21 protein-coding genes and 3 pseudogenes are annotated in these 19254 nt (G+C 40.2%); 20 read left to right on the top strand and 4 right to left on the bottom strand.

Translation table 11 applies throughout. The features are described from left to right. Positions 1–67 precede the first annotated feature (67 nt). From FXF70_RS19420 to FXF70_RS00305, 7 genes and pseudogenes are all read left to right on the top strand, one after another. Positions 68–1111: pseudogene (locus FXF70_RS19420) on the top strand (HAMP domain-containing protein); the annotation flags it as partial. Next, a complete protein-coding gene (locus FXF70_RS19415) occupies positions 1106–2056 on the top strand; it encodes a methyl-accepting chemotaxis protein (protein ID WP_370529239.1) in 951 nt (316 codons plus the stop codon). The pseudogene FXF70_RS19420 and the gene FXF70_RS19415, both read left to right, overlap by 6 nt. 176 nt (positions 2057–2232) lie before the next feature. Then, positions 2233–3270, top strand: a pseudogene (locus FXF70_RS19410) (HAMP domain-containing protein); the annotation flags it as partial. Beyond that, positions 3262–4209, top strand: a complete 948-nt coding sequence (locus FXF70_RS19405; protein ID WP_370539194.1) for a methyl-accepting chemotaxis protein — start codon at positions 3262–3264, stop codon at positions 4207–4209. The pseudogene FXF70_RS19410 and the gene FXF70_RS19405, both read left to right, overlap by 9 nt. 165 nt (positions 4210–4374) lie before the next feature. After that, positions 4375–5418, top strand: a pseudogene (locus tag FXF70_RS19400) (HAMP domain-containing protein); the annotation flags it as partial. Continuing rightward, positions 5410–6363 carry a methyl-accepting chemotaxis protein gene (locus FXF70_RS19395; RefSeq protein ID WP_375803961.1) on the top strand — a complete coding sequence of 318 codons (954 nt, stop codon included), beginning with the start codon at positions 5410–5412 and terminating at the stop codon, positions 6361–6363. The pseudogene FXF70_RS19400 and the gene FXF70_RS19395, both read left to right, overlap by 9 nt. Before the next feature lie 90 nt (positions 6364–6453). Beyond that, positions 6454–6978: a type 1 glutamine amidotransferase domain-containing protein gene (locus tag FXF70_RS00305; RefSeq protein WP_008344162.1), complete on the top strand. Its 525-nt coding sequence runs from the start codon at positions 6454–6456 to the stop codon at positions 6976–6978. A gap of 55 nt (positions 6979–7033) precedes the next feature. On the opposite strand, the gene FXF70_RS00300 is transcribed toward FXF70_RS00305, so the two are convergent. Then, positions 7034–8023 (bottom strand): Gfo/Idh/MocA family protein, encoded by a 990-nt coding sequence (locus FXF70_RS00300; protein WP_008344161.1) that lies wholly within the window; start codon positions 8021–8023, stop codon positions 7034–7036. 200 nt (positions 8024–8223) lie between these two features. Between FXF70_RS00300 and FXF70_RS00295 the strand changes: the two genes are divergently transcribed. From FXF70_RS00295 to FXF70_RS00280, 4 genes are all read left to right on the top strand, one after another. Further along, a complete protein-coding gene (locus tag FXF70_RS00295; RefSeq protein WP_148779649.1) occupies positions 8224–8616 on the top strand; it encodes a DoxX family protein in 393 nt (130 codons plus the stop codon). 65 nt (positions 8617–8681) lie between these two features. Continuing rightward, entirely contained in the window at positions 8682–9824 is a 1143-nt protein-coding gene (locus FXF70_RS00290) for an AI-2E family transporter (protein ID WP_007500555.1), read from the top strand. Between the two features lie 124 nt (positions 9825–9948). Beyond that, positions 9949–10782: an undecaprenyl-diphosphate phosphatase gene (locus FXF70_RS00285; RefSeq protein ID WP_024719699.1), complete on the top strand. Its 834-nt coding sequence runs from the start codon at positions 9949–9951 to the stop codon at positions 10780–10782. A 171-nt stretch (positions 10783–10953) separates the two neighbouring features. Next, the gene (locus FXF70_RS00280; protein ID WP_148779648.1) at positions 10954–11427 is read left to right on the top strand and encodes a stress protein; all 474 of its coding nucleotides are present in this window, start codon (positions 10954–10956) and stop codon (positions 11425–11427) included. Between the two features lie 41 nt (positions 11428–11468). Here FXF70_RS00280 and bioB read toward each other — a convergent pair whose 3' ends face one another. The 3 genes from bioB to FXF70_RS00265 form a co-directional block, all read right to left on the bottom strand. Next, the gene (bioB, locus tag FXF70_RS00275) at positions 11469–12464 is read right to left on the bottom strand and encodes a biotin synthase BioB (RefSeq protein ID WP_017367939.1); all 996 of its coding nucleotides are present in this window, start codon (positions 12462–12464) and stop codon (positions 11469–11471) included. A 148-nt stretch (positions 12465–12612) separates the two neighbouring features. Continuing rightward, on the bottom strand, positions 12613–12963 hold the full coding sequence (locus FXF70_RS00270; RefSeq protein WP_003213146.1) for a hypothetical protein: 351 nt from the start codon (positions 12961–12963) through the stop codon (positions 12613–12615). A gap of 242 nt (positions 12964–13205) precedes the next feature. Beyond that, positions 13206–13583, bottom strand: a complete 378-nt coding sequence (locus FXF70_RS00265) for a helix-turn-helix domain-containing protein (protein WP_007500560.1) — start codon at positions 13581–13583, stop codon at positions 13206–13208. A 159-nt stretch (positions 13584–13742) separates the two neighbouring features. Between FXF70_RS00265 and FXF70_RS00260 the strand changes: the two genes are divergently transcribed. The 9 genes from FXF70_RS00260 (at position 13743) to FXF70_RS00225 (ending at position 19242) form a co-directional block, all read left to right on the top strand. Continuing rightward, positions 13743–13982: a helix-turn-helix transcriptional regulator gene (locus tag FXF70_RS00260; RefSeq protein WP_017358976.1), complete on the top strand. Its 240-nt coding sequence runs from the start codon at positions 13743–13745 to the stop codon at positions 13980–13982. Positions 13983–14000: 18 nt separating this feature from the next. Beyond that, positions 14001–14153, top strand: a complete 153-nt coding sequence (locus tag FXF70_RS18970; protein WP_017358977.1) for a hypothetical protein — start codon at positions 14001–14003, stop codon at positions 14151–14153. Next, positions 14131–14325 carry a hypothetical protein gene (locus FXF70_RS00255; RefSeq protein ID WP_226650593.1) on the top strand — a complete coding sequence of 65 codons (195 nt, stop codon included), beginning with the start codon at positions 14131–14133 and terminating at the stop codon, positions 14323–14325. Before FXF70_RS18970 ends, FXF70_RS00255 begins: the two co-directional genes overlap by 23 nt. Before the next feature lie 102 nt (positions 14326–14427). After that, positions 14428–14832: a holliday junction resolvase gene (locus tag FXF70_RS00250; RefSeq protein WP_148779647.1), complete on the top strand. Its 405-nt coding sequence runs from the start codon at positions 14428–14430 to the stop codon at positions 14830–14832. 17 nt (positions 14833–14849) lie between these two features. Further along, on the top strand, positions 14850–15035 hold the full coding sequence (locus FXF70_RS00245) for an XtrA/YqaO family protein (protein WP_370648332.1): 186 nt from the start codon (positions 14850–14852) through the stop codon (positions 15033–15035). Positions 15036–15159: 124 nt separating this feature from the next. Then, a complete protein-coding gene (locus FXF70_RS00240) occupies positions 15160–15678 on the top strand; it encodes a sigma-70 family RNA polymerase sigma factor (protein ID WP_148779646.1) in 519 nt (172 codons plus the stop codon). Positions 15679–15830: 152 nt separating this feature from the next. Then, complete coding sequence (gene terS / locus FXF70_RS00235; protein WP_058213668.1) at positions 15831–16478, top strand: phage terminase small subunit; 648 nt, start codon at positions 15831–15833, stop codon at positions 16476–16478. Between the two features lie 8 nt (positions 16479–16486). Beyond that, on the top strand, positions 16487–17788 hold the full coding sequence (locus FXF70_RS00230) for a PBSX family phage terminase large subunit (protein ID WP_161630747.1): 1302 nt from the start codon (positions 16487–16489) through the stop codon (positions 17786–17788). Further along, a complete protein-coding gene (locus FXF70_RS00225) occupies positions 17785–19242 on the top strand; it encodes a phage portal protein (protein ID WP_148779645.1) in 1458 nt (485 codons plus the stop codon). The genes FXF70_RS00230 and FXF70_RS00225 overlap by 4 nt, the downstream gene beginning before the upstream one ends. The last annotated feature ends 12 nt before the right edge of the window (positions 19243–19254 follow it).

The raw sequence follows: 19254 nt of genomic DNA, 5'->3' as shown, positions 1-19254 counted from the left end.
TCCAGCCCTCTAAAAATAAACCTTTCATCCGATAATAACTTTAGAGAAGTAAAGGGGGAAAGAGAAAATGGGAAAAATGATCCAATGGTTCAAAAAACCATCCATTTCTAAAAAATTAGTTATTGCCTTTTTGGTAGTCCTTATACTGCCAACTGTTGCACTGACCATTAGTGCGTTTTTCACATCAAAGACAGAGTTAGACAAACAGATTATGGGCAGTGCGATGAGTCAGGTCAATGCATTTGATACCTTAATCGATGAGAATATTGGGAACAAGGCAGAGGCTGTGACTCTGTTTACAGATGATCTCAAAGCGGCTAATCTTCAAGAAAAAAATAGACAAGCTACCATTAAAGAATTGCAGCAATATGGAAAAATTAATGAAAAAGATGTCTCAGCCATTTATGCAGGTTCAGAAAAGGGTTTGTTCATGCAATACCCAGTTCAAAAAATGCCTGAAGGCTATGACCCGCGAGAGCGTCCATGGTATCAAGAGGCCATGAGTGCTGATGGTAAACAAGTCATCACGAAGCCATATGTCGCAGCATCTACAGGTAAAATGGTCATCACCATTGCCCAAAAAACGAAAGATGGCTCAGGGGTGATTGGTCTTGATATGGAAATTGACAGCCTCATTCAAAAGCTAAAAGAAATCAAAATAGGTCAAAAAGGATATGCTTTCATCATGGAGAAGGATAAAACCGTGTTAGCAGATCCAACCCAAAAGCCAGGAAGCAAAGTCAATGAGAATTTGGCGAACATTATTTTTAAAAACAAACAAGGAAACGGCAGCTATACACTCAATGGAACAGATAAAAAGGTAGCTTATGTCACCAATGAACTAACCGGCTGGAAAATCGGCGGCACGATGCTCGTATCAGAAGTAGAGGATGCAGCTAAACCCGTTTTCAATACAGCCATTATTGTGTTCAGTGTGACACTGATCGTAGCAGGAACCCTCATCTTCTTTATTGTCCGCTCTATTTCAAGTAGATTATCCAATCTGGCCCGTTTCTCGAAAAAGGTCAGCGATGGTGATTTACGTGATAAACTTCAGATTCAATCAGATGATGAAATAGGACAAGTTGGTAAAGGCTTTAATACGATGATTGACTCATTAAGATCCCTCATTGGTGCCGTCCAAACCTCCGTTGAAAATGTCGCTTCTTCATCAGAAGAACTGACCGCAAGCGCAGGACAAACAAGTAAAGCAACAGAGCATATTACATTAGCCATTGAACAATTCTCTACTGGTAACGAAAGCCAGAATGATAAAGTGGAATCAAGCTCAGAAGAGTTAGAAGAAATGAACAGAGGCCTTCAGCACATGAACGAGTCGGCTGAATCGATTACCGCTTCATCCATCAAATCAACAGAGATTGCAGGAGAAGGCGGACAGCTAGTAGAAAAAACCGCTTCTCAAATGAACGTGATTGATCAATCAGTGAAAAAAGCAGAGAATGTCATCAGTGCGCTGGAAAGCAAATCAAAAGATATTACCCAGATTCTTGGTGTTATTAATGGCATCGCAGATCAAACGAATTTACTTGCGCTGAATGCAGCGATTGAGGCAGCAAGAGCTGGCGAATCTGGTCGAGGCTTCTCCGTTGTAGCAGAAGAAGTAAGAAAACTTGCTGTTCAATCTGCCAACTCAGCGAAAGAAATTGAAAACTTAATCAAAGAAATCGTTCAAGATATTGATGTATCACAAGAAGTATTCACAGCAGTAAATCAAGAAGTTCAATCAGGCTTAAGCTTTACTGAACAAACGAAAGTCAGCTTCCACAATATTTTCGACATGACCAAAGAAATCTCAGATCAGCTCCAAACAATGAATCGAACAGTTGTCCAGCTGTCAAAAGGATCTGCACATGTTTCTGAGGCTGTCCGTGAGATTGCAGACGTATCACGTGAAAGCTCCGCCAATATTCAAGACATTGCCGCTTCAGCTGAAGAACAGCTGGCATCAATGGAAGAGATCAGCTCATCCTCTGCCACCCTTTCTTCAATGGCAGAAGAATTACGTGATTTGATTAGCAAATTTAAAGTCGAATAAACAAAATGAAAAGAACCTCCAGCTAGGGGGTTCTTTTTTGAACTGAATATAACGAAAGAAATAGGTAAATATGCTTATTTTGGTGGGTTTTTGAGCATTACACCTTGAAAAATAATCCGTATTACCTAAAAATAGAGGGGGATGATCCCAAATCATAAACCAAAAGGAGTAGAGTCATGAAAAAAATCAACTTTTTTAAGCACTTTACGATGTCAAAGAAATTAATTACTGCATTCTTAGCGATTCTCCTAGTGCCCATTCTTGTGTTGGCCGCATTTTCCTATGAAGTGGCGTCTAAGTCTCTCAATGATGAGATTATGTCTAGCGCTGCAAATGGTGTGAATCAATTAAATGAACTGATCAATAAAGATGTACAGCCTAAAATTGATATTGTTTCATATTTATCTAAATCGGTGAAAAAAAAGGAACTGGCCTCTAAAAATAAGGATTTACTTAAGGTGAAATTAGAGCAACTATCGGAAACAGACGACGATGTCGTAGAAGTATTTGTTGCAGATCAGAATGGTAAACTAACTGAATATTCCGAGATTCATAAAGGTAGTGCCAAAAGCGCAAAAAATGAACCATGGTTTCAACAATCAATGGGAGATGACAAACTCATCATTTCAGATCCTTTTACAGACAAGTCATCAGATGACCTGCTCATCACAATATCAGAACAGTTAGCAGATGGTTCTGGTGTCATTGGTATAAATGTACGATTGAACACGATTGTGAAAGATACAAACAGCATCAAAATTGGTCAAGAAGGTTATGCGTTTGTCGCTACCTCAGACCAACGTTACATTGCTCATAAAACGGAAAAGGCCGGGACGAAACTGACAGGCGATTTCATCGAAAAGATGTATCACAATAAAAAAGGAAGTTTCGAATATGAATTTAACGGACAGCCGAAGCAAATGTTTTATGACACAAATGAAGCGACAGGCTGGAAGCTTGCGGGAACAATGTATGTCAACGAAGTGAAGGAAGCCGCACAGCCAGTGCTTGACTTAACCATGATCATCCTAGCTGCTGCGATTGTCATCGGTGGAATCGCGATTTATTTTATTATTAAATCGATTCGAAAACCACTCATAGAGCTCTCTGAATCTGCTGAGAAAATCAGTCAGGGGGATCTCACCCAGCATATCGAGGTGCGCACACACGATGAAATCGGCAAGCTTGCACAGAGCTTTAACGATATGTCGGCAAAGCTGAAACAAGTCATTCAAGCCGTCCAGAATTCAATTGAAAATGTTGCTGCTTCATCTGAAGAATTAACGGCTAGTGCAGGACAGACAGCCCAAGCGACTGAGCATATTACCTCATCTATTGAACAGTTCTCAAACAGCAATGAACATCAAAATGAGATGATCGAAAAAAGCTCTGTCCAGTTAAACGACATGGATCGAAGCTTATCACATATGGTCAACACGACTTCTCATATGATGGAATCATCTATTGAGTCTAGCAAAACCGCTCAGGCTGGTGGAGAGCTCGTTCAAAAAACAGCAGGTCAAATGCAAACGATTGAACAAGCAGTGAAAGAAGCAGAGCTTGTGATTGCAGGGCTAGAACAGAAATCTAAGGACATTACAAGCATTCTTGGAGTCATCAACGGCATTGCAGATCAGACGAACCTCCTCGCTTTAAATGCAGCGATAGAAGCCGCACGTGCAGGTGAGGCAGGAAGAGGCTTCTCTGTGGTCGCAGAAGAAGTCCGCAAGCTGGCAGAGCAATCAGGCAGCTCTTCAAAAGAAATTGAAAGCCTAACGAACGAAATTGTAGATGAAATTGAAAAGTCGCAGAAGATGTTTAGACAAGTAGCAGGTGAAGTTCAATCTGGATTAAACATTACAGATGAAACGAAAGTGAGTTTTGAGAAAATCACCCATAAGACATCAGAAATGACAGAACAAATGAAACAAATGAACGGATCAGCCCAAGAACTTTCTCATGGCTCAAACGATATTTCACAAGCAGTCAATCAAATCAAAGAGCTTTCACGTGAAAGTTCCGCAGGTTTCCAAGATATTGCGGCTTCAGCAGAAGAACAGCTGGCATCAATGGAAGAGATCAGCTCATCTTCCGCCACTTTATCTCAAATGGCAGAAGAACTGAGAGAGCTCATCAAACAATTTAAAATATAAGAGTCATAGTAGAACACCTGACGTTTTGACGTCAGGTGTTTTTCCGTTTTTTGCACATAATTTGGGTATTTTGGACTTATCTAGACTTTAATAAATTAAAAAAGTAAAGAACCTAGTAGTACTTCCGATATATATACTATCTTACTAAAAGGAGTTTTCTTTTTTATGAATTTCATACAGTATTTCAAAAAACCATCTATATCAAAAAAGCTCGTTTTCTCTTTCTTATTTATTCTTTTATGCCCAATTATCGTATTGGCATTCTCTTCATATCATACGGCGAGCACCTCTTTAAATGATCAAATCATGCAAAGTGCAAAGGAAAATGTAGAACAGCTGGACAAAAACATTACGAAGGTTGTGAAAGTAAAAACAGACGCAGCCGATTTCTTTAGCAAATGGATTACGAAGAAAAAGCTGGGGCAAAAAGGAACGACTGATATTCAAGGGCGCTTTGAGCAATTCATGAGCATGAATGATGACACAGAAGGCATCTTTGTTGCTTCAAGTGATGGAAAAGTGTTCTCAAGATATCCAAATCAAAAAATGCCTGCTGATTATGTCGCAACTGAGCGGGATTGGTACAAAGATGGCTGGGCGAAAAACGGTGAGCTGTCTGTTTCCGCTCCATACCCAACCGCATCAACTGGTACACTTGTTGTGACGATTTCTAAAAAACTAGAGGACGGTTCTGGTGTTATTGCCATGAACCTGGACATTGCGAATCTAGTAAAAGAGTCTAATAGTATCAATATTGGTAAAGAAGGTCATGCTTTTATCGGAAGCCCAGATCGAACATACGTGGCACATCCAACGAAAAAAGCAGGAACAAAATTAACAGGTGATTGGGTAGACAAGCTTTATACACAAGACAAAGGTTCAATGAGTTATATGTTTGAAGGGAAAGAAAAGCAAATGGAGTTCACAACAAACAAAGCGACTGGTTGGAAAATTGCCGGTACAATGTTTGTCAGTGAAGTAGAAGAAGCGGCGCAGCCAGTCTTCAATATGGCGGCCATTATATTAGCTGGTGCGCTCATCATTGGCGGTATTCTCATCTTCTTTATCATCCGTTCTATTACAAAACCACTTTCCATGCTTGTCTCCTCTTCTAAGAAGATTAGCGAAGGAGATTTAACAGAGAAAATTGATGTCCGGTCAAAGGATGAGATTGGTCAGCTCGGTACAAGTTTTAATGAAATGAGTGAGTCACTCAGAGATGTGATCCAAGCTGTACAGACATCTGTTGAAAACGTGGCGTCATCGTCGGAAGAACTGACGGCAAGTGCAGGTCAAACGACAAAAGCAACCGAACATATTACATCATCCATTGAAACATTCTCGAACGGAAACGAAAATCAAAGTGAAATGGTGGAACAAAGTGCAGCCCACTTGAAACAAATGAACGAAGGGCTAAATGAAGTTGCACAAACATCTGATGTCATTACAGAATCATCGGTTCAATCAAAAAAAGTCGCAGAAACAGGCGGACAGCTTGTTGAACAGACAGTTGGCCAAATGAAAACGATTGATCATTCAGTGAAAGAAGCTGAAAGTGTGATCAACGGATTAGAGCATAAATCAAAAGATATCACCAACATTTTAGGTGTCATTAACGGTATAGCAGATCAAACGAATTTACTGGCTCTGAATGCAGCCATTGAAGCAGCACGTGCGGGCGAGTCAGGCAGAGGCTTCTCAGTTGTAGCAGAAGAAGTCCGTAAGCTGGCGGTTCAATCATCAGATTCTGCAAAAGAGATTGAAAAACTCGTCAAAGAAATTGTCTCTGAAATTGAAACGTCTCAAAATATGTTCAAATCTGTGAATGAAGAAGTAAAAAATGGTCTATCAATTACAGACCAAACAAAAGAAAGCTTCTCACAAATCAATCAGCAAACGGCAGAAATTGCGACAAGAATCAATGAAATGAATACAACAGTTCGTGAGCTTTCAAAAGGATCTGAGCAAATTTCTAAAGCAGTGAATGAAATTGCAGATGTATCGAGAGAGAGTTCAGCAAGTATTCAAGATATCGCGGCATCAGCAGAAGAACAGCTGGCATCAATGGAAGAGATTAGTTCTTCTTCAACGACGCTTTCCCAAATGGCGGAAGAATTGCGTGACTTAATTAAAAAATTCAAGATCAGTGAATAATGGAAAGTGGTTCTCCTCAAGGGGAACCGCTTTTCTTTTTAAGAGATGATCTCGTACAATAGAGGAAATCCGAAGAAAAGGAGAGAGGTTATGCGTTTATCAAATAAGAAGGTCATTGCGTTAGTCAGTGATGATTTTGAAGATTTAGAGCTATGGTATCCCGTTTTGCGATTAAGAGAAGAGGGGGCAACTGTCCATCTCGTAGGCGAAAAAGCAGATCATGAATATATCGGGAAGTACGGAGTGCCGGCTGTATCAGATGCAGACTTCTATTCCATTCAAGCAGATGATTATGATGCGGTTCTCGTTCCTGGGGGATGGGCGCCCGATAAACTGCGCCGATATCCAGAAGTATTAGACATCGTTCGTACGTTTGATGCAAAGGGCAAACCGATCGGACAAATCTGTCATGCCGGCTGGGTGCTCATTTCAGCTGGTATCCTGAAAGGTAAAAAAGTAACGAGTACACCTGGTATTAAAGATGATATGACGAATGCTGGAGCGGAATGGTTTGATGAAGCCGTTGTGACAGATGGTCATATTGTATCAAGCAGACGCCCGCCGGACCTTCCGCCATATGTGAAAGCATTTGCCGATGTATTAGCGGCAAACTAGATTCACACGAACAAACAAAGGGCTGTAAAACGCCCTTTGTTCGTTCAATGCCTCATTACATTTGTCTGTCGGCTGGATAGATAATGCCCATTTGTCTTCTTGCCTCGTCCATGACGGACATGGTTTGAACGGATAAGGCAAATGTATTGATTGGAGACTGCCCCTTTTTTTGCTTGATGCATTGAATGAAGTGATCGATTTCATAATACATAGCCGGTTGATCATCTTTGATAGAAATATCGGTTTGCTGTCCATTCCGATCATGGATGATGATACGAGAAGGGCGATGGAATTGATCAATCACCATTGTGGCATCCTCCCCTTGAATTTCAGCAGATACATGAGATGTTGAGATTTTTGAATGGAAAAGAAGTGCTTGATGTCCTTCATATTGTAAAAGTAATGAACCGCTCCCATCTACTCCAGAAGAAAGTGTATAGCCTCTCGCGGTGATTTGATGTGGCAGCCCGAATAAATAAATGATGGGAAAGACAAGATACACGCCGATGTCCATTAAGGAGCCATTGGATAATTCCGGCTTAAAAGCATTTGGAATCTCACCGTTTCGGTAGGCATCGTATCTTGAGGAATATTTACAGTAATGAGCGATCACTTGCCGAATGGGGCCTAGTTGATCAAGATGCTGTTTGATTTGAAGAAAATTCGGCAGAAAGGTGGTCTTCATCGCTTCCATTAAGCACACCTGATATTTTTTCGCAGCAGCAATCATTTCTTCAGCCTCTTTCCGGTGAGAGGCCAATGGTTTTTCACATAATACATGTTTTTGATGCGCCATCATCAGCATCGCTTGCTCTTTGTGAAGGGCGTTTGGACTTGCGATATACACAGCATCAAACGCATCACTTGCCGCCATTTGTTGTAAATTAGTAAAGACGGTATCAATGCCATACTTGTTTGCAAATGCCTGTCCTTTTTCAGCAGACCGAGAATAGACGGCCGTACATGTAAAATCCGCCACTCCTTCACCAGCCTGTAAGAATCGATCTGTAATCCAATTCGTTCCGATGACAGCAAATCGAATCATCACATTCCCTCCTTCTGCTTTTCTCTGATTATACATGCTTTGAAAGCGTTTGTATGAAAGAATCTTCTTTTTTATTGAAAAGCGGATGAAACCTTTACCTTAGCTGATGCGTCTTACATAAAGAATATAAATGTACGAAAAGTGGATAGTTTCCTCCTTCATTCGGGTAATACTTGAGAAGGAGGGAGGAGGAAACGAACATGAAGCGCATCCTACATATAGGAAGTACATACGCATTCGCGCTTTTATTTATAGCAGCCGGTGTTTTTCATGTGATAGAGCCAAGCGGCTTTGCCCGCATGATGTCTGGATGGCCATTTCCCTATGGTATCATTTATGCCACCGCATGCTTGGAATGGCTGTTGGCCGTATTACTGCTTCTTCCAAACGTAAGGATTGTGGCAGCAAAAATGATCGCTGTCTATCTGGTGCTCATTTTCCCTGCGAACCTATTTGCTGCGAGAGAAGGGATTCCATTTCCAGGGCAAGAGAGCACAGAACAAGCCTTGTTATGGATGAGATTAATCGGACAACCGATTTTGATTGGATGGTCCATGTCCATTGCGAAACGTGAAAAAAAGCTAAAACAATGATCACAAAATGATGATCAAGTAGTGTACAATTTACTAATAAAATAGCCCGTGTTTGGAGGAAAGATATGAATTCTATGCAAATGTGGAGCAGTCGATTTAGAAAATTTTTTCTTGATAACAAGTTTGTTCTCTTTTTACTCATCCTGCTATTAATAGGGTTGAATATCCTTGTTTTCATGAAAGCATCTTTTATTTTCACACCGCTCATTGTACTCATCAAAACCATTGCCTTACCGATTATTTTAACGGGGGTTGTGTATTATTTATTAAATCCAATTGTGAATTTATTAGAGAGATTTAAGGTCAAACGGATCTTTTCGATTTTGCTTTTATATATCGTCATTATTGGGATCATTACTGTGACCATTGTATCTATTATTCCTTTTTTACAAGCACAAACGATGAGTCTGTTTCATAATCTGCCAAAATACGTTGATACGGTAGAAGAACAGATTAGACAATTAACTGGAAGCAACTTTATTAGTCAAGTGCAGAAAACGATGAACTTTAACGTCTCTGAATTGGTAAGTAAAGCGTCAAGTCAAGCGACGAAGATTTTGGAAAGCACTTTTACCGGAGTCGGCACTTTCTTAGGGGCGCTTACTGAAATTATCATCTCGATCGTGACGGTTCCGTTCATTCTGTTTTATCTATTAAAAGACGGCAAAAAACTGCCTGACTATTTCTTGAAATTTATCCCGAATAAGTTTAGAGACCATACTCATATCGTGCTTCACGAAATGAACCATCGTCTAAGTTCTTATATACGCGGGCAGATCATTGTCAGCTTCTGTATCGGTATTCTTCTTTTAATTGGCTATATGATTATTGGACTTGACTATGCGCTGCTGCTGGCGATTATTGCGGCATGTACAAGTGTAGTGCCATACCTTGGTCCAACCATTGCGATTACACCAGCGATTGTGATTGCGCTTGTGACATCACCAGTGATGCTTTTAAAACTCATCATTGTCTGGACAGTGGTTCAGCTCATTGAAGGGAAATTCATTTCTCCTCAGGTCATGGGGAAAAACCTTCATATCCATCCGATTACGATTATTTTTGTTCTATTAACAGCAGGTAAATTGTTCAGTGTCGTCGGCATCATTGTCGCGATTCCGACGTATGCCGTTCTGAAAGTGATCACGACCCACCTGTTTGATTGGTTCAAAATGCGATCCAATTTGTATAAAGAAGAAAAGGTTTGATGTCATAATCTTTTTTAGAAAAAAATATAGTATCATAAAGACGAGCTTTCGAAAAAGAAAGCTTGTCTTTATGTGGACATAGATGTTTGCCTTCAAAAGATCAGAATTGAAAGGAAAGAAAATCATGAATCTATGGGATTTATTCGTGGCACTGGTTTTAGGAATTGTCGAAGGATTAACAGAGTATGCACCTGTCTCGTCTACAGGGCATATGATCATTGTTGATGATCTTTGGCTAAAATCAAAAGACATCATTACGCCAGAGGCTGCAAACACATTTAAAGTCGTGATTCAGTTAGGTTCTATTTTAGCTGTCATGATCGTGTTTAAAGATCGTATTTTGAACTTGTTAGGCTTAAAGAAAAATATCACAGAAGAACAAAAACGCAGCGGACATAAGCTGACCATTGCTCAAATTGCTGTTGGACTCGTCCCAGCCGTCATTTTAGGATTCTTATTTGAAGATTATATTGATAAATATTTGTTTGATGTGAGAACGGTCGCTGTCGGTTTGATTTTAGGGGCTGTGCTGATGCTTGTCGCTGATTGGATCAATAAACGTAAAACAGAAACAAGCTCTGTGGATAATATGACGTACAGACAAGCGCTGTATATCGGGTTATTTCAATGTTTAGCACTATGGCCAGGCTTCTCGCGTTCAGGTTCTACAATAGCAGGTGGTGTTATTCTTGGACTGAATCACCGAGCGGCGGCTGACTTTACGTTTATTATGGCTATGCCGATTATGGCGGGAGCAAGCCTCTTAACACTTGTTAAAAATGCCGAATATTTAACAACAGACATGCTTCCATTCTTTATTGTGGGCTTTGTGAGTGCGTTTATTGTGGCTCTCTTTGTTGTTCGATTCTTCCTAAAACTGATTAATAAAATCAAACTTGTGCCTTTTGCGATCTACCGAATCATCCTAGGTCTGATTTTATTTATCCTGTTTATGTAATGATGGAAAACTACTCTTTTAAAAGAGTAGTTTTTTTGTTGTTTTGCCCTTTTAAACAGTAAAAAAAGCCTCTTAATTGGTAGAAAAAGAAGTTTTTTCTTAAATTAGTGTTTAAGTGACAAAGAAAAGGGTAGTACATAAACATACCAATTAAAGGAGGAGTTAGAAATAATGAGGAAAAAAAGTAAATTTTTTGTTAGCTCTATGATTGCTACGTCAATGGTTGCTGTCCCTTTATCTCTTACGACTTTTGGTCAAAAGGCTGAAGCTGCTACGACAACAGGTGTCGATGGAAGTGTCTCGATTGATCCAGTAGCCATTGCCGATAAAATTGAACAAGCAGTCAAATCATCTCAAAATCGTGATGGATTTGTAAAAAATGCGGCATACAGTGCATTCTATGAAGCAGGTCAAAATTACAACGTAGTTGTTCAAAACTTAAGCCAAGATCATGACTTTAGCGGACTGAACAATGTTGTTTATTATGATAGTGTTGAATATGACGGCATTACGTTTGGTATTTGGGTATTTGAAGATGGTACGTTTGTCAACAATGGTGACGGCGGCTATATTAACTGGACTTTTGTTGGCAGCTTTGACCGCGAAGAAGGAAGCGGTACTGTCGATTTCCATAAAAGATTCTAATCTTAACGTCAAAAGTCTGCCGATTCATCGGCAGACTTTTTTTAAAGCGCACATTCTTCTATTTCAAAACCTAAATCTTCAATGATGTGATGATCGGTTTGAACTTGCTGTCCTTTTGTCGTTAAATAATCGCCTACGAAAATAGAGTTCGCTGCATATAATGCGAGAGGCTGAAGCGTTCGTAAATTAAACTCTCTTCCCCCAGATACTCGAATTTCCTTAGCCGGGTTGATAAATCGCATCAGTGCCAAAACTTTCAACGCTTTGATTGGATGTGTGCGTTCTTGATGTTCAAGAGGCGTTCCTTCAATTGCATGGAGAAAGTTGACGGGAATCGAATCCGCATCAAGGGCTCTAAGCGCAAAAGCCATTTCGACAATTTGTTGATTGGTTTCGCCCATTCCAATAATAACCCCTGAACATGGTGACATCCCTGACTGTTTGACCTTCTCAATGGTCGATACGCGGTCATCATACGTATGGGTCGTTGTAATTTGAGCATGATGATCTTGATGTGTATTGAGATTATGATTATACCGATGAACACCCGCTTCCTTCAGCCGTTTCGCTTTTTCTTCATTTAATAACCCAAGGCATGCACACACCTTCAAAGGCATCGTCTCAGTAATTTCCTTTACTGCTGCGGTGACTTCATCTAATTCACGGTGCGAAGGTGCTCTCCCGCTTGCTACAATACAATAAGTCCCTGCTTTTCTTTTTAACGCCTCACGCGCACCGGCCACAATGGTTTTTTGGTCAAGCATTGTATATCTCTCAAGCAGAGCTGTTGAAATCACCGATTGTGAACAATACCCGCAGTTTTCAGGACAATATCCGCTTTTGGCGTTAAAGATCATATTTAACTTCACCTTTTTTTGAAAAAAATGAAATCTCACCTGATAAGCTGCATGCATAATAGGCAGCAACTCTGCGTCGTCTGCTTCAAGAATATTTAGACCTTCTTCCATCGTAATTGGTTCATGATTGATGGCTTTCTTCACGATCGTTTCCCAAGACAAAGACGTTATTTTTCCCATCATAAGCCCCTCTCAATATGTAAACTTATTTTTATTAAAAGTTAACATAATGGATAGAGATTGGCAAGCACTGGTAAGCAGCTTAAAAGTAAAAACACAAAAAGGCGATGAACATGTAGTCATCGCCTTTTCATATGAAAAAAATCGCTTAACGAACAGTAATATAGTTAATAACAAGCTCACCTAGTGAATTATAGTAAGACACTGTAACAGAACCGCGTTGTACAGCACGGATCCAAGTGAAGTTTGGAGCAGTTTGGTCTAATTGAATGGCATACGTTGCGCCTGAGACAGAAATTTGACTTGCTGGAAGTGAAACAGCGATTGAAGAACCTACAGTAAGTGTGCGGTTCACCGTAATCACTTTATTCATAATAGGAGCTTTTGCTATAACTGGTTCTTTAGGCTGTGCAGCTGCATGAGCACCTTCTGTTTGGAAGAACGTAAGAGCACCTAAAGCAGCTAAAGACAATGTACAAGCTTTCATTAATTTTTTCATCGGTAACACTCCTTTTTTTGGTATATACATATATTAATAATAATAGAATTATATGTCAATCAAAATAAGTGGAAAAATGAGTATTTTTGGTGAAAATTGTCACATATTATTTAGGGGAAGACGATTTTATCCCAAAAAACATGATTTTTTATTCATATGTCATTCTTTTTTAGGGGGAAAAAGAGACATAAAAAAAGCTGGGTATCTACCCAGCTATGTGATGCTTTATGAAAAGAGATCTTTTATTTGTCGTCTGTCTGTTTTGGCTGACGGCCTTTTTGTTTTTCTTTCTCTCTAATGTAGTTAATAAAGTCGATGGTTTGTCTTCGTGCTTCTTCAGAAAAATCGGAGGCAGCTTTAAACGCAATTTGCAAATCAGGATCATCTGCAAGATCGTCATCAGAGGCGTTTTTGTCTTTACCTGTGAGAAGATAATCTGTTGAGACCCCGTATAACTCGGCGATTTTCACAATCATTTCACCATCTGGCTTTCTCAATCCATACTCCCAGTTAGCATAGGTCGACATCGCCTTTAATCCGAGTTTTTTGGCAACGGTAGACTTACTCCATCCATGTTTCTCTCTTAATTCAGTTAGAATCTTTCCAGTCAAATTATCCATCGGAAACACCTTTTTTCATATTATGTGTAAATTTTATCATGAATTACACGGAAAAGATAAATAAATACACAAAAAGAATAAAAATATGATTGACTTACTCGTTTTGTGTATATTATCATAATGAATATAACTTACACATAATGAGTAAGAGGTGGAAACATGAAACTTGAAAATTTACGAGAAGAACGAATATTACAAGGAAAAACACAAACGTATATGGCGAAAAAACTTGGATATAAGTACACGAGTGGCTATGCAAATATAGAAATGGGCCGAACAAAGCCCAGCTTAGAAATAGCCAAGCATATTGCAGATTTGCTAAATATCGGTGTTCAAGAGCTTTTTTTTGGTCAAAAGTTACACAAAAAGAGTAATAGTCTTGAGGAAGACCGTTCTTAAAAAGGGGAGACAAACAGAATGAGTATCGAACATCCGATGGTGACACAAATGAATGATTTCGGCTATCCAAAACGTTACTGGCCATATGAAATGTCCCGAAATGGTTATCGATTAGAGGACGAGGACCGTGAGAAAGGATTTGATGATGATGAGACATCAGATGACATTTGATGCCCGAAAAGAAGCCCAGCATTGCCTAGTACAAGCTGGCGGCTGGATCACTTTTCATCAAAAAGAGCCGATTTTTGCTTTCCCCACGGCAGAAGAAAAACGCACATACATGACCCTCATGGCAGAAAAAGCCGTTGATGACAAGAAGAAGGAAAGGATGAATGCGACATGAATCGATTGAAGCAAATCATGACATTCCTGAAATGTTTGCTCAATGCGGGTCAAAACGAACAAGACATTCGGCAGTGGGCGAAGGATGACGGGAGATCGTAGCATGGTCCTTCATTTTATCATTGGAAAAGAACATTTATGTACAAAAGAGACATTGATAAACAGAATTCAAACAGCCGCTAAAGCGCAATGCACAAGCAAAATAAAAGGCGCATTATCACTCGACATTCGCTCATTTTACAATATGCCCATTGATCTAGCGAACAGCCAAGACACGCGTACATCTGCAGAAAAAGGTTTGATACGCCCGGTACACATCTGCATTCTTCAACCAAATTTGCAGTATATACAAGAAGCACTTCATGCCTTTACCGATAACGCCTCTTTACAGATTGTAGAATTAAGAGTTTCACAGTTTTATAGCATGCGTCCTCGAATGGAAATCATTTTAAATACGATGGGTGATGATATGAGATCCTCACCACCAAATAAGGAGACAAGCATATGAACGAGCCAAAACAAATCATGATTCAAGAAAACCAGACATTTGTCGGTGAAATGGAAAAAGGAAAGATTCAAGTCATTGTGTTAGATGGAAACGTAGGAACGGCTTATATGATGGATGTACCTGAGCATGGAAAAACAATTATTCAAACAGCAAAAGGACATTTTGCAAGAGTCGATCATGAGATTGGTTTTAAAATCAGCTAGTCTGATGAACAAGAACAACTGAATAAGTCCAAGACGGAAAGCCTGCGGACACTGATCAAGACCCTATAAAAAGGGGCTGATTGGTGTCCGTTTTTTATTTTCTTAAAAAAGGGAGAGAGCATAGATGCAAGATTTACTGATCGAATATAAAAGAAGTTTAAAAGATGCCAGAAAACGATATGATCAATTGAAAGACAAAGAAGAGAAACAGATGTCAGATCAGGACAAACATGATCAAAAAATGATCGCCAGTATGGTCAGTGATTTAGAATATGTGGTGGAATGGCTTCAAATCGGTAGAGAGCCGGGCGCACGCAGAGGATTAGATAGACGGTCTGTGTATCAGCGTACCATTCTTGCTAATCAAGAGGTATTAGAGGCTTTATCACATGAATACACCCTCATTCAAGAGAAAGAAAGAGAGGTAAGTGAGCGTGACAAAAGGCGAATCGATGAAGCTTTGTCTGTTTTAACAGATCGAGAGAAAGACGTATTTTTTATGCACACAACGCAGGGTCTGTCATTTAGCGAGATTGCGATCATGCTAGATGTAAAAAAAGGAACAGTCCAAAAACATATGGAAAGAGCTCGGACCAAAATGTCCAAAAAAGTACAAGAACGCCTATTCAGAGCTGCTGAATAGGCGTTTTTTCTTTCATCACATCAATCTTCAAAAGCTTGTCTTACAGTTGCCACCTATAGTTAGAAAGACCAAACGAATGTTTGCTAGCCCGGCACAAATGATTCCTCTTCAGGGAATCATTCGAACTAAAAGGAGGCGGCAGGTGAATGTAAATGAAAGATAAACGGATAGAGGCTAAGCAGGATTATATGAAAGGGATGACGTACCAGCAGCTAGCGGATCAATACAACGTCTCCATCCATACCGTCAAATCATGGAAAAGACGATACGGCTGGCAAAGACAAAAAACACCGTCAAAGCAGGCGCACTCGATCTTTCATCAATTTCTTTCAGATGAAACGATTGAAATCATGGAAAAAATGGATGGGCGCACATCTCTTGATATCATCTGGGATCAAATTCAAATTCAATACGCAGCCATTATTCGAGCGCAGCGCATCATGCATGTAGCAGATCAAGATGACATGATCAAAGAACTGAAAAAGGCGACGTACTTGCCTTCTTCATTAGAGGAAGAAACAGGCGAAGGCATTCATCCAGAGCCAGAGATCACGGCAGAGGAATTTTCGTTTCAATTTTCATGGGATCGGCATGCCACTTTTTTAAATGCCCAATCTCGTGCAATGGGAGAGCTAAGACGGCTGATTAAACAGTTTGAAGAGCTCGCTCATGCGAAAGATGAACGAAGATTAAGGCTGAAGCAAATTGAGCTAACAATCGAAAAAACAAAAAAAGCAGTTCGTGAGGAAAAAGAAGAAGATCTTCATATCATGATCAAAAGAAAAGAGGACGATTCATGACGCCGTTGATTGAAAAAGAAGTCAATCCTCACTTTGAACACTTTTTGTTCGATTGGAATCAAAAGTTTCAGTTTTTAGTAGGCGGCTATGGCTCATCCAAAAGCTATCACATTGCTTTAAAGCTGATCTTAAAGCTGCTTGAGGAAAAACGGACAGCACTTGTCATTCGAGAAGTGTATGATACGCACCGGGAGTCGACCTACTCTCTTTTACAAGAAATCGTCAGCGATCTTGGCATCGATCATCTAGTAAAGTGCCGCAGTTCACCACTTGCTCTCACTTTTCGCAATGGGAGCAGCATTTTATTTAAAGGACTGGACAAGCCTGAGAAATTGAAGTCGATCAACAACATCTCAATGATTTGGATTGAGGAGTGTTCCGAGGTTTCATATGAAGGGTTTAAAGAACTGCTTGGAAGGCTGAGACATCCGGTTTTACCTCTTTATATGATGTTATCGACGAATCCCGTTGGTCAGGATAATTGGACGTACAGACATTTCTTTCGAGATGAGCAGCTGAAACGTTTTGTCCTTGATGACGAAACCTTATACAAACAGCGAACCATCGTGATAAAAGATACGTACTATCACCACTCAACAGCAGAAGACAATCTATTTCTTCCTAAAAGCTATGTCAAGCAGCTGGATGAGCTGAAAGAATACGATCCAGATCTTTATCGAATTGCAAGGAAGGGATACTTCGGTATCAATGGCACAAAAGTGTTTCCACAATTTGAGGTCAGACAGCATGCTGACGTATTAGAAGCGATCGGGCAAATTGAAAGACCGCTGAAACGGGCGGGGATGGATTTTGGATTTGTCGAATCCTACAATGCGCTCATTCGGTTAGCTGTCGATCATGAAAAAAAGTACTTATATATTTATTGGGAATATTACGACCGCGGGAAAACGGATGATGAAACAGCTGTTGATTTGAAAGAATTTGTTGAATCAAAGGAACTGATTAAGGCAGATGCAGCAGAGCCTAAAACGATTCACTATTTTCGGCAGCGTGGATTTCAAATGGTCGCTGCGCATAAGTTCCAAGGGTCACGTTTGCAATATACAAAGAAAATCAAACGATTTAAGAAAATCATTTGTTCTGATGCTTGCCCTTATACCATCTATGAACTTCAATCACTAACCTATAAGGCAGATAAGAACGGCCGCTTAGAGGAAGATGAATTTCAAATCGATCCACACACATTATCTGCCATTTGGTATGCGCTAGATGATTATGAAGTGACCGATTTGAAACAGACTGCTTCAGAGCGTGTTCGTCCAAACCGAGAGAGGAGGTCCATACAATGAAACAATTAAAAGCAACGATTATGAAGGCCAACATGTCTGATCATACAAAACAAATGTATGAGGATGAATTTTCATACGAAAAAGACGACATTGTCCCCCCGCCCTACCATATCAATGAATTAAAAAGCATGGCAGAATACTCAACGATTCTTCAGCAATGTATAGATGCGTATCGAACAAACATTTTAGGCTTTGGCTTTGGGGTGGAATACGCCTTTGATTTTAATGCGGAAGATGTGAAACCGGTCAAAAAGAAGACAGCCGAGAAGGAATGGACAAGACTCGAAGAGTTTACGAAATACATGAACTATGATGAGTCTGCTGACGTGATTCTTGGTTATGTCCTAGAAGACCGGGAGAAAACAGGAAATGGCTTTTTAGAGGTGCTGCGGGATGGACAAGGAAAGCCGGCAGGAATCGAGTATTTGGATGCACTCCATATCCGCATTTGCAAGCTGAGTGAGCCAGTCGACGTCGAATTCCGCTACACAGAAAACGGCGAATTAAAGACGATGAATCGCAAGAAACGATTCCGAAAATATGTGCAGGTCATCAATGAGAAGAAAGTCTTTTTCAAGGAGTATGGTGATCCGCGCATATTAAATTATGAAACAGGCAAGTACGATGATGCTACACCAGAACCACTTCAAGCAACAGAAGTCATCCATTTTAAAATTGGCAGTGGGACGTATGGGATTCCCCGCTGGATTGGCAACATCGTCAATATGTATGGCGCACGAAAAGCAGAAGAGCTGAATTATCTTTATTTTAAGCAAGGACGGCATGTACCTGGTGCCATCATTGTCGAAAACGGCATGCTGTCAGAGACTTCTTATCAGCAGCTACAAGATTATATGGATGATATTGAAGGGTCTGACCATGCGCATAAGTTTTTATTGCTTGAAGTAGAAGGGCTTCCGACAGAAAAAGGATTAACAGGTGAAGAAGATGTATCAAATGTCAAAGTGAACTTTAAATCCTTGGCGGAAATCCTGCAAGAGGATGCGCTCTTTTTAGAATACGATGAAAAGACGAGAAACAAAATCCGCTCCGCTTTTCGTCTGCCGCCTATTTACACAGGAGAGTCACAAGATTATAACAAGGCCACGGCAGATACCGCGCGAAAAACAACGGAGGAGCAAGTGTTTCAGCCAGAGCGACATCTTATTACAGGGAAACTCAATACTCTTTTTCTCCCGGATTTAGATATTTGGCATGTCCGCTTTCTATTAAATGGCCCTGACTTTAGAGATCCGTTAGAGATAGCGAAGGTTCTGACACCATTTATTCAGGCTGGGGCAGTATCGCCAAATGATTTACGAGATCTTGCGGGGCGTATTCTTGGTAAGACGTTAGAGGAATGGCCGGAAGAATTCTACCACCGACCTTTAGAAAGCCGCATAAAAACAGCTGATGGGCTGTCTCCATCCAAGTCAAACCAGCTGGAGAAATAAAAGGACGTGAGC

Origin of the sequence: Bacillus sp. Y3, from assembly GCF_008123875.1 — a bacterium.
Classification (GTDB): Bacteria; Bacillota; Bacilli; order Bacillales; family Bacillaceae; genus Bacillus; species Bacillus altitudinis.
The sequence above is the reverse complement of the archived record's forward strand: the minus strand, read 5'-3'. Positions and strand labels throughout refer to the sequence as shown.

What these genes read in the sequence shown, in the direction of transcription:
- FXF70_RS00300 (WP_008344161.1), bottom strand. Translation starts at nt 8,023, where the DNA reads ATGATTCGATTTGCTGTCATCGGAACGAATTGGATTACAGATCGATTC.
- terS (WP_058213668.1), top strand. Translation starts at nt 15,831, where the DNA reads ATGAAAGATAAACGGATAGAGGCTAAGCAGGATTATATGAAAGGGATG.
- FXF70_RS00245 (WP_370648332.1), top strand. Translation starts at nt 14,850, where the DNA reads ATGATTCAAGAAAACCAGACATTTGTCGGTGAAATGGAAAAAGGAAAG.
- FXF70_RS00250 (WP_148779647.1), top strand. Translation starts at nt 14,428, where the DNA reads ATGGTCCTTCATTTTATCATTGGAAAAGAACATTTATGTACAAAAGAG.
- FXF70_RS19395 (WP_375803961.1), top strand. Translation starts at nt 5,410, where the DNA reads ATGAGTGAGTCACTCAGAGATGTGATCCAAGCTGTACAGACATCTGTT.
- FXF70_RS00260 (WP_017358976.1), top strand. Translation starts at nt 13,743, where the DNA reads ATGAAACTTGAAAATTTACGAGAAGAACGAATATTACAAGGAAAAACA.
- FXF70_RS00295 (WP_148779649.1), top strand. Translation starts at nt 8,224, where the DNA reads ATGAAGCGCATCCTACATATAGGAAGTACATACGCATTCGCGCTTTTA.
- bioB (WP_017367939.1), bottom strand. Translation starts at nt 12,464, where the DNA reads ATGGGAAAAATAACGTCTTTGTCTTGGGAAACGATCGTGAAGAAAGCC.
- FXF70_RS00225 (WP_148779645.1), top strand. Translation starts at nt 17,785, where the DNA reads ATGAAACAATTAAAAGCAACGATTATGAAGGCCAACATGTCTGATCAT.
- FXF70_RS00265 (WP_007500560.1), bottom strand. Translation starts at nt 13,583, where the DNA reads ATGGATAATTTGACTGGAAAGATTCTAACTGAATTAAGAGAGAAACAT.
- FXF70_RS00305 (WP_008344162.1), top strand. Translation starts at nt 6,454, where the DNA reads ATGCGTTTATCAAATAAGAAGGTCATTGCGTTAGTCAGTGATGATTTT.
- FXF70_RS19415 (WP_370529239.1), top strand. Translation starts at nt 1,106, where the DNA reads ATGATTGACTCATTAAGATCCCTCATTGGTGCCGTCCAAACCTCCGTT.
- FXF70_RS18970 (WP_017358977.1), top strand. Translation starts at nt 14,001, where the DNA reads ATGAGTATCGAACATCCGATGGTGACACAAATGAATGATTTCGGCTAT.
- FXF70_RS00280 (WP_148779648.1), top strand. Translation starts at nt 10,954, where the DNA reads ATGAGGAAAAAAAGTAAATTTTTTGTTAGCTCTATGATTGCTACGTCA.
- FXF70_RS00290 (WP_007500555.1), top strand. Translation starts at nt 8,682, where the DNA reads ATGAATTCTATGCAAATGTGGAGCAGTCGATTTAGAAAATTTTTTCTT.
- FXF70_RS00240 (WP_148779646.1), top strand. Translation starts at nt 15,160, where the DNA reads ATGCAAGATTTACTGATCGAATATAAAAGAAGTTTAAAAGATGCCAGA.
- FXF70_RS19405 (WP_370539194.1), top strand. Translation starts at nt 3,262, where the DNA reads ATGTCGGCAAAGCTGAAACAAGTCATTCAAGCCGTCCAGAATTCAATT.
- FXF70_RS00270 (WP_003213146.1), bottom strand. Translation starts at nt 12,963, where the DNA reads ATGAAAAAATTAATGAAAGCTTGTACATTGTCTTTAGCTGCTTTAGGT.
- FXF70_RS00285 (WP_024719699.1), top strand. Translation starts at nt 9,949, where the DNA reads ATGAATCTATGGGATTTATTCGTGGCACTGGTTTTAGGAATTGTCGAA.
- FXF70_RS00255 (WP_226650593.1), top strand. Translation starts at nt 14,131, where the DNA reads ATGAGACATCAGATGACATTTGATGCCCGAAAAGAAGCCCAGCATTGC.